General features: G+C 65.1%; 7 protein-coding genes. 5 read left to right on the top strand and 2 right to left on the bottom strand.

What is annotated here, in order from left to right; translation table 11 throughout:
* Window positions 1-1,077, top strand: a 1,077-nt coding sequence (locus DRF71_RS28730; RefSeq protein ID WP_232831576.1) for an ABC transporter permease, incomplete at its 5' end; no start/stop codon positions are given.
* 96 nt (window positions 1,078-1,173) lie between these two features.
* On the opposite strand, the gene fsa is transcribed toward DRF71_RS28730, so the two are convergent.
* The gene (gene fsa, locus DRF71_RS18645) at window positions 1,174-1,827 is read right to left on the bottom strand and encodes a fructose-6-phosphate aldolase (RefSeq protein ID WP_112312008.1); all 654 of its coding nucleotides are present in this window, start codon (window positions 1,825-1,827) and stop codon (window positions 1,174-1,176) included.
* Window positions 1,828-1,959: 132 nt separating this feature from the next.
* Here fsa and DRF71_RS18640 point away from each other — a divergent pair, with 132 nt between their 5' ends.
* The 4 genes from DRF71_RS18640 to DRF71_RS18620 all read left to right on the top strand — a co-directional run bounded on the left by DRF71_RS18640 (window position 1,960) and on the right by DRF71_RS18620 (window position 7,627).
* Entirely contained in the window at window positions 1,960-4,152 is a 2,193-nt protein-coding gene (locus tag DRF71_RS18640) for a primosomal protein N' (protein WP_112312007.1), read from the top strand.
* A 1,057-nt stretch (window positions 4,153-5,209) separates the two neighbouring features.
* Complete coding sequence (locus DRF71_RS18630) at window positions 5,210-5,917, top strand: DUF484 family protein (RefSeq protein ID WP_112312005.1); 708 nt, start codon at window positions 5,210-5,212, stop codon at window positions 5,915-5,917.
* A 26-nt stretch (window positions 5,918-5,943) separates the two neighbouring features.
* Complete coding sequence (locus DRF71_RS18625) at window positions 5,944-6,876, top strand: tyrosine recombinase XerC (protein WP_112312165.1); 933 nt, start codon at window positions 5,944-5,946, stop codon at window positions 6,874-6,876.
* 46 nt (window positions 6,877-6,922) lie between these two features.
* A complete protein-coding gene (locus tag DRF71_RS18620; RefSeq protein WP_112312164.1) occupies window positions 6,923-7,627 on the top strand; it encodes a CDP-alcohol phosphatidyltransferase family protein in 705 nt (234 codons plus the stop codon).
* Window positions 7,628-7,770: 143 nt separating this feature from the next.
* Here the strand turns inward: DRF71_RS18620 and DRF71_RS18615 are convergent, their stop codons facing one another.
* Entirely contained in the window at window positions 7,771-8,607 is an 837-nt protein-coding gene (locus tag DRF71_RS18615; protein WP_112312004.1) for a DMT family transporter, read from the bottom strand.
* Window positions 8,608-8,670 lie beyond the last annotated feature (63 nt).

Genomic DNA, 8,670 nt, shown 5'->3' with positions numbered 1-8,670 from the left:
TCGGTGGTCGCCCTTGGCAACGGTTCGCGCGAAAAGGTGCTGGAGGAAATCTCGGCCCTTGGCACCAGCACCGTCACCGTCCGGCCCGGATCGGGCTTTGGCGACCGGCGGGCGAATGCGGTGCGCTCGCTGGTTTCGGCCGATGCCGATGCCATCGCGGCCGAACCCTTCGCGGTCTCGGTCTCGCCCGAGATCAGTTCCAGCGGGCTCGCCACGCGGGGGGCGGTCTCGATGACCGCCTCGATTGCCGGGGTTGGGGTCGAATTCTTCGACGCCGAGGGGCTGCGGCTGACGCGCGGCAGCCTGCTGAACCGCCACCAGATCGAGACCGCCGCCCAGGTGGTGATCCTGAACGAGGCGGCGGTACGGACCTTCTTCCCCGGCGGCGAGAACCCGCTGGGGCAAAGCCTGCGGCTCGACCGGATGCCGGCCGAGGTGATCGGGGTAATCGGCGATGACGGGTTCGGGGCCTCAAGCCCGCGGTTTTTCGTGCCCTATTCGACGGTCACGAAACGCATCAACGGCCAGAACTGGGTGCATGAGATTCTGGTGCGTTTTCAGGACGACATGCCCCGCGCCGAGGCTGAGACTGCCATCGAGGAGTTGCTGATCCGCCGCCATGGCACGAAAGATTTCTTTATGACCAGCTCGGCCGCGATCCAGGAGAGCCTTGACGCCACCACCCGCACCCTGACCCTGCTGATCTCCTCTATCGCCCTGATTTCGCTGATTGTCGGTGGCATCGGGGTGATGAATATCATGCTGGCTTCGGTGACCGAGCGCACCCGCGAGATCGGGGTCAGGATGGCGGTCGGCGCCCGGCGTTCGGATATCGTCGCGCAGTTCTTGCTGGAAGCGGTGGCGGTCTGCCTGACAGGCGGCCTTGTCGGCATCGCGCTGGCGCTTGGCGGCGGCGCACTGATGGAGATCTTCCAGCAGGATATCCGCCTGTCCTGGTCGCCGCTGGCGATCCTGGTCGCCTGCCTGTCCTCAAGCGTGATCGGGGTGGTGTTCGGCTATCTCCCCGCCCGGGCGGCATCGCGGCTGGACCCGGTGGTGGCGCTGGCGCGGGACTGAGACGGGAAATGGAAAAGGGGGAGAGAGCCCGGGCTCCCTCCCCCCCTAAGCGATCCGGCTCCGGCTGATCGCCGGCGCCCCGCTGACAGGATCCGTTCAGAGGATCTTCTGACCGGTCTTCGCCCAGTCCTTCGCGAATTGCTCCAGCCCCTTATCGGTCAGGATATGGTTCGCCATCGCCTTGATCACCGAAGGCGGTGCGGTCATCACGTCGGCGCCGATCAGCGCACAGTCTTTCGCATGGTTCACGGTGCGGACCGAGGCCGCGAGGATCTGGGTTTCGAACCCGTAATTGTCATAGATGGTGCGGATATCCTGGATCAGATCAAGGCCGTCCAGGTTGATATCGTCCAGCCGGCCCACGAAGGGCGAGATGAAGGTCGCACCGGCTTTTGCCGCCAGCAGCGCCTGGTTGGCCGAGAAGCAAAGCGTCACATTGACCATCTTGCCTTCGCCCGACAGCACTTTGCAGGCTTTCAGACCATCCCAGGTCAGCGGCACTTTCACCGCAATATTCGAGGCGATCTGGGCCAGTTTGCGGCCCTCGGCGATCATGTCATCAGCCTTGTCGGCGACGACCTCGGCCGAGACCGGGCCGGTGACAAGCGAACAGATCTCTTTGGTGACTTCCAGGATGTCACGGCCCGATTTCAGAATGATCGACGGGTTGGTGGTCACACCATCCACCATTCCCAGATCGTTCAGCTCACGGATGGCATCCACATCAGCGGTATCGACAAAGAACTTCATGGCGTCATGCTCCCATTGGGCGGCTGGTTTTGGTGGAGTAGTGGGTGGAGTAAGGGGGTCGGGGGCGGTATTACCGCAAAGCGGCCTGGGGTGAAAGAGGGTCCGGGCCTGGAAATGTGAGCGCTAACAGAAATGATCACGGAACGGGTTTTCGATGCGGGAGAGGCGGTGGCGGTGCTGACCACCGAGCCGCTTGGCCCGTTTCTCGATTACCGCGCGCCCGAGGGCGGCTGCGGCACCGGCGATTTCGTAGAGGTGCCGCTGGGTCCGCGCCGGGTCCTCGGCGTTGTATGGGGGCCCGGCACGGGCGGGTTCGACCGCGCGAAGCTGCGCGATATCCGTCAGGTGCTGGATGTGGCCCCGATGCGGGCCGAGCTGCGCCAGTTCCTGATGCGCGCCGCCGATTACACCATGACCTGGCTGCCCTCGATGCTGCGGCTGGCAACCCGCGCGCCCGGGCTGCTGGATCCGCCCTCGATGCGCAAGGTCTTGCGGATGACCGGCCCGGTGCCGAACCAGCTGACCGATGCCCGCCACCGCGTGATCGAGGCGTTGCGCCAGTTCGGTGGCGCGGCGGTCCTGCCGGGTGAACTGGCCGAGGCGGCCTCGGTTTCCGCGTCGGTGGTCAAGGGGCTGGTGAAGCTCGGCGTGATCTCCGAGGAGGACGCGCCGCGCGACCTGCCCTATCCGCGCCTTGATGCCGCCATGCCGGGACGGCTCTCGGGCGATCAGATCCCTGCGGGCGAATCCCTGCGCGCCATGGTGGGCGAGGCGGGCTTTCAGCCGGTCCTTCTGAAAGGCGTCACAGGGTCGGGCAAAACCGAGGTCTATCTTGAGGCGGTGGCCGAGGCGCTCAGGCGTGGGCGTCAGGCGCTGGTCCTCTTGCCCGAGATCGCGCTGACCGCCGATTTCCTGTCCCGCGTCGAGGCCCGTTTCGGCGCCCGCCCCGGCGAATGGCATTCCGGCGTGACCCAGACCGAGCGCCGCCGGTTGTGGAAAATGGTCGCCACCGGCGATGTCGGCCTCGTGGTCGGCGCCCGTTCGGCGCTGTTCCTACCCTTCCGGGACCTCGCGCTGATCGTGGTCGATGAAGAGCATGACAGCTCATACAAGCAGGAAGAGGGCGCGCTTTACAATGCGCGGGATATGGCGGTGCTGCGCGCCTCGATCACGCATTGCCCGGTGGTGCTGGCTTCGGCCACGCCCTCGCTGGAAAGCTGGGTCAATGCCGGACAGGGGCGTTATCGGCGGCTGGATCTGACGGCGCGGTTCGGCACGGCAGAAATGCCCGGCATGCGCGCCATTGATATGCGGGCCGAGAAACTGCCGGCGGATCGCTGGATGTCCGAAACCCTGGCCAAAGGAGTCGAGGCGCGGGTTCGGGCCGGCGAACAGGCGCTGTTGTTCATCAACCGGCGGGGTTATGCGCCGGTGACGCTGTGTCGGGCCTGCGGCCAGCAGGTCGGCTGCGACCATTGCGATGCGCGGATGGTGGAGCACCGCTTTCTCAAACGCCTCGTCTGCCATCAATGCGGCGCGACGAAACCGATTCCGGAAAGCTGTCCCTCCTGCGGGGTCGAGGGGCGGATGGCGGCGATTGGCCCAGGGGTGGAGCGGCTGGCCGAAGAGGTCACAGCGCGCTTTCCCGAGGCGCGGGTGGCGGTGCTGTCCTCGGACCTCTTCGGCTCGGCCCGGGCGCTGAAGGCACAGATCGAGGAGATCGCGGCGGGCGGCGCCGATATCATCATCGGCACGCAGATCGTCGCGAAAGGGCATAATTTCCCGCATCTGACGCTGGTAGGGGTGATCGACGCCGATCTGGGTCTGCAGGGATCGGATCTGCGTGCCGCAGAACGCACCTTTCAGCTGATGCGCCAGGTCGCAGGGCGCGCGGGTCGGGCTGAAAAACCGGGCGAGGCCTGGTTGCAGACCCATCAGCCCGAACATCCGGTGATCCGCGCCATTCTTGGCGGCAACGAGGAAGCCTTCTGGCGGGCGCAGGCGGATGAGCGTCGGCAGGCCAGCGCCCCCCCTTTCGGCCGTTTTGCCGGCATCATCCTTTCCGGGGCCGATCTGCAACCGTTGTTCGATTTCGGAGCCGATCTCGCCCGGGCCGATGGCCCGATCCGCCAGGTCGGCGGTGAGGTGCTGGGCCCCGCCCCTGCCCCTGTTGCCCGGGTGCGCGGCCGCCACCGTGTTCGCCTGCTGATCCGTGCGCCGAAAAACGCCGCTCTGCAAAATGCCATTGCGGCCTGGCTGCGGCAGACCCGCCAGCCCAAAGGCATCCGGCTGGCCATTGATATCGACCCGCAAAGTTTTTTGTGACAGGGCCTTTTCTGGCCGCGCGAAGGGGGCGCTGCCCCCGCCTGCCTGCGGCAGCCTCCCCCGGAGTATTTCGGTCAAGAGGAATGGGCTTTCCTCCTGATCTGAACAGGGCGTTGTTGCGCGATGCCGGCTTGGAGCGGACACCGGCCTTCCCATTGCTTTCTGGCCAGGCAGTCCATCCAGGTGGTGTTGCGCGCATCGACGCGGCTCCTGAATACGATGCGGGTATGGGGTGCGGCGGTTTGTCGGTCGGGGTCGCTGGCGGCGCGGCGGTCGTCGAAGGATTTGAGGTCGAACTGGGGGGGGGCGCCACAGGTTCGTGAGACGCGGCGAGGTCCTCTCGCTTCGATCGGGCCTCCTGCGTGCTGTCCCCCCAGTGCTTTCGGGACCCCCTGCCATCGTGGCGGTGCATTCCGGTCCTGACCCGCGCAGCTGGGCGGTCTTGCTGGCATGGGCCGCTGTTCCGATGAATCGGGCATCGCAACGGCGTCTCGCCCGGGGATGGCGGCGGGGAACGAGGCGAGGCTCGGGGTGGGGCTCGGGGTGGGGCTCGGGGTGGGGCACAGGCTCTGTCTGTCGGCCACGTCCCGACCTTTTCGTCCCTCGGGAACGGATCAGCCCGGCCTGGCGGAGGAGGCCGGGTCGGGCTGGTCGCCTGCTCTAGTGGGACCTGAGGGTCGCGACCCTGAGCGGAAGACAGAACCGGATCGCTGCATTAGAAAGATCGGCGCCCCCCGGCGTGAGCCAGGTCATGTCCTTGTCCGGCCAGATCAGCAGAACCCGCGCGCCCCGAAGGCTGAGATGTCGCCGGACCAGTTCTGCGGCAATCGGCGGGCGGCTATCGCCTCACGCCATCCGCATCGTCTGACGCCATGGATCACCATGGGAAAACCGCAAAGCCAGAAGTCTGAAAAAAGCGCCCCTGACCACTCTCGCCGGAGGCAGATATGCCACGCGCGCCGCGCTTTCCCGAAAGCCGGGCGGAAAATATCCGTTGGCTTTCACTTTTTTGCTATATTATGCCACGAACAAACAAAAATAGCCCGAGCAGCTTGCAATGATCGAACCTGACCTGCGCGACCGCATCCTGGCGGAGCCTGAGACTCTGCTGGATGATCGCGATCTGATGAACGCGCTGGTGGCGGCGAATGAACGGGCAATGGGCTCGAATGTCATTGATCTGCGCGGCATTGCCATGCAGCGGCTGGAGACAAGGCTGGAGCGGCTGGAAGACACGCATCGTTCGGTGATCTCGGCGGCCTATGAGAACCTTGCCGGCACCAACCAGATCCACCGCGCCATTTTGCAGATGCTCGATCCGCTGGATTTCGGCGAATTCCTCGCCGGCCTCTCGGGCGAGGTTGCGGCGACGCTGAGGGTCGACCGGGTGCGCCTGGTGCTGGAAAGCGCCGGCGGGGGTGAACAGGACGAGGATCCTGCGCTGGCGCGGCTTGGCACTGTGCTGCTGATCGCCGGGCCCGGGTTTATCACGAACTATCTGACGGCCGGCCGCCAGACCGCGCCGCGCAATGTCACCCTGCGACCGGTGGCCATCCAGGTCCAGGCAGAGTGCGACCGCATTTACGGCGCCGGCTTCATCCGGTCCGAAGCGCTGTTGCGGCTTGATTTCGGCCAGGGCCGGCTGCCGGGGATGCTGGCGCTTGGCTCAGAAGATCCGCATCAGTTCCGTCCGACCCAGGGCACCGATCTGCTGGCCTTCTTTGCCGGCGTGTTCGAGCGCTCGATGCGCCGGTTCCTGTCGTGAATGACCTTGCCGCGCTGTCGCCGCAGATGCGCGCGGCGCTGAGCGACTGGCTCGCGACCCTTTCGGCGTTGAAAAATGCCTCCAATCATACGATTGGCGCCTATCGCCATGATGTGGTGAACTGGATGGGGTTCCTCGCCGCGCATCATGGTGAGCCGGCCGGCCCGGCGGCGATTGCCGCGATGAGCCAGACTGATTTGCGCGCCTGGATGGCGCATGAACGGGCGCGCGGGCTGTCGGCGCGCTCGCTGGCGCGGGCGTTGTCATCGGTGCGCAGTTTCGCCCGCTGGCTGACCGAGAGGCAGGAAGGCATCGGCGAGGCCACGGTGATCCTCTCGGCACGCGGCCCGAAATACCGCCGCCGCCTGCCACGGCCCCTGAGCGAAAGCCATGCCCGGGAGATGATCGACACCGTTGCCCTTCAGGCGCGCGAAGACTGGCAACAGGCGCGCGATGTGGCGGTGGTGACGCTGCTTTACGGCTGCGGGCTGCGGATCTCCGAGGCGCTGTCGCTGACCGGCGCCGATCAGCCACTGCCCGATATGCTGCGGATCACCGGCAAGGGCGGCAAGACGCGACTGGTGCCGGTGCTGCCGGCGGCGCGGGCGGCCGTGTCCGAGTATATCCGCCTCTGCCCCTGGCAGGTGACGCCCGACACCCCCCTGTTCCGCGGCGCGCGCGGCGGGGCGCTGAACCCGCGCCTGATCCAGAAGGCGATGGAACAGGCGCGGCTGCAGCTTGGCCTCCCCGCGACCGCCACCCCGCATGCGATGCGGCACAGCTTCGCGACACATCTGCTGTCGGCGGGCGGCGATCTGCGCTCGATCCAGGAATTGCTGGGCCATGCCTCGCTTTCCACGACCGAGGCCTATACCGCCGTCGACGCCGCCCGGCTGATGGAAGTATATGCCTCAGCGCATCCCCGAGCGCATTCCGCACCGCAACGGGGGCTTTCCTGACCCGCCGGTGATTGCACTCGCGGCGCGTTTCGGTCATGTCTTTATCATGTCAGACCGTTATAAGGCCCTTTCCGTCCATTTACTGACCGCCTCCGGTGCGGTCCTGTCGATGCTGGCCATGCTGGCAGCGGTCGAGGCAAAATGGAGCCTGATGTTCCTCTGGCTGGTGGTTGCACTGATCATCGACGGGATCGACGGGCCGCTGGCGCGCAAATTCGACGTTCAGAAAAACTGGCCGACCTATGACGGTGTGCTGATGGATCTGATTGTCGATTACCTGACCTATGTGTTCATCCCGGCCTATGCGCTGTTCAAGTCCGGACTGCTGGATGGCTGGACCGGCTGGATCGCGATCATCGTGATCGTCTTCGGCTCGGTAGTCTATTTCGCCGATACGCGGATGAAGACAAAGGATAAAAGCTTTGCCGGCTTCCCGGCCTGCTGGAATATGGTGGTGCTGGTCCTCTTCGCAGTGGCGCCGTCGCAGGGCGTGATCCTGACCATCGTGATCCTGCTGACGGTGGCGATGTTCACCAATCTGAAATTCATCCACCCGACCCGCACCAAACGCTGGCATAAGGTATCGCTGCCGGTCTCCATCGCCTGGATCGTCTTTGCCGCCTGGGCCGCCTGGATGGATTTCGCCGAAGGAAGCCTCGCGCATTGGGGGCTGATCGTGACCTCGCTTTATCTCGCGCTGGCGGGGATCCTGCAGCAAATCATTCCGGAAGGGATCCGGCGCGTCAGGTAAGCCAGTCGCCTCTGACTTATCGGCGGAAGCCTCCGGCGGGGATATTTAGAGACAGATGAAATCCATCTTCCTTAGTATTTCATCTGTCTCTAAATATCCCGGGGGTGAGGCGCGGCACGCGCCGAGGGGGCTGGCCCCCTCGCTTAAAGCCTCGTCAGGATCACCCCCGCCACGATGACGAGCGCCGCCATAAGCTTATCCCGGCTCATCCTCTCGCCGAATACCAGCCAGCCGATCAGTACCGCGAACAGGATCGAGGTCTCCCGCAGCGCCGCCACCAGTGCAATCGGCGCGAAGGTCATCGCCCAGACCGAGATCGCATAGGCGCCGAAGCTCGCGGCCGCGCCTATGGTGCCCATCTTCCAGGCCTGAAAGCCCCCCGGCACCACGGCCCGGCCGCGCAGAGCCAGCATTCCCAGCGAAAAGATCAGCCCATCCGCCACAAAGACCCAGGCGATATAGGCGACCGCATTGCCCGATATCCGCGCGCCCTGGCCGTCGATCAGCGTATAGCTGGCCGTCGCCAGCGCCGAACCGAGCGCGAAGGGCACCAGTTTGCGATTCTCATCGCTGGAAAACACCCCTCGTGCCATCATCAGGATCCCCGCCGCCAGCACCGCAATGGCGAGATACTGGCGCGGGCTCATCTCATCGGTCAGCAGGAAGGTCCCGGCCAGCGCCACCAGCATCGGCGCCGCCCCGCGCGCAATCGGGTAGACGCGGCTCAGATCACCACGTTCATAGGCATAGCAGAGGAAGTATTTATAGGCGAAATGCGTCATCCCCGCCGCGATCACCCAGGGGATCGAGGCCGGATTGATCGGCCCCATGAAGAAGGCAACGCCAAGGCCGATGGGGATTTCCATCACCGAAAGGATCACCATCGCACCGATCTTGGACGTGCCAAGCTTGATCAGCGCATTCCACAGCGCATGCAGAAAGGCCGCAGCCATGACAGCCAGAAAGACACCGAGGGTCACGATGGAAAACCGTTACAGTTCCGTTACGCGAATCTCTGACATGGCGCAAAGCCGGCGGCAAGC

Source organism: Pseudogemmobacter bohemicus, from assembly GCF_003290025.1.
Taxonomy (GTDB): Bacteria; Pseudomonadota; Alphaproteobacteria; order Rhodobacterales; family Rhodobacteraceae; genus Pseudogemmobacter; species Pseudogemmobacter bohemicus.
Note: the sequence above shows the minus strand (reverse complement) of the source record. Positions and strands in the feature narration are given on the sequence as shown.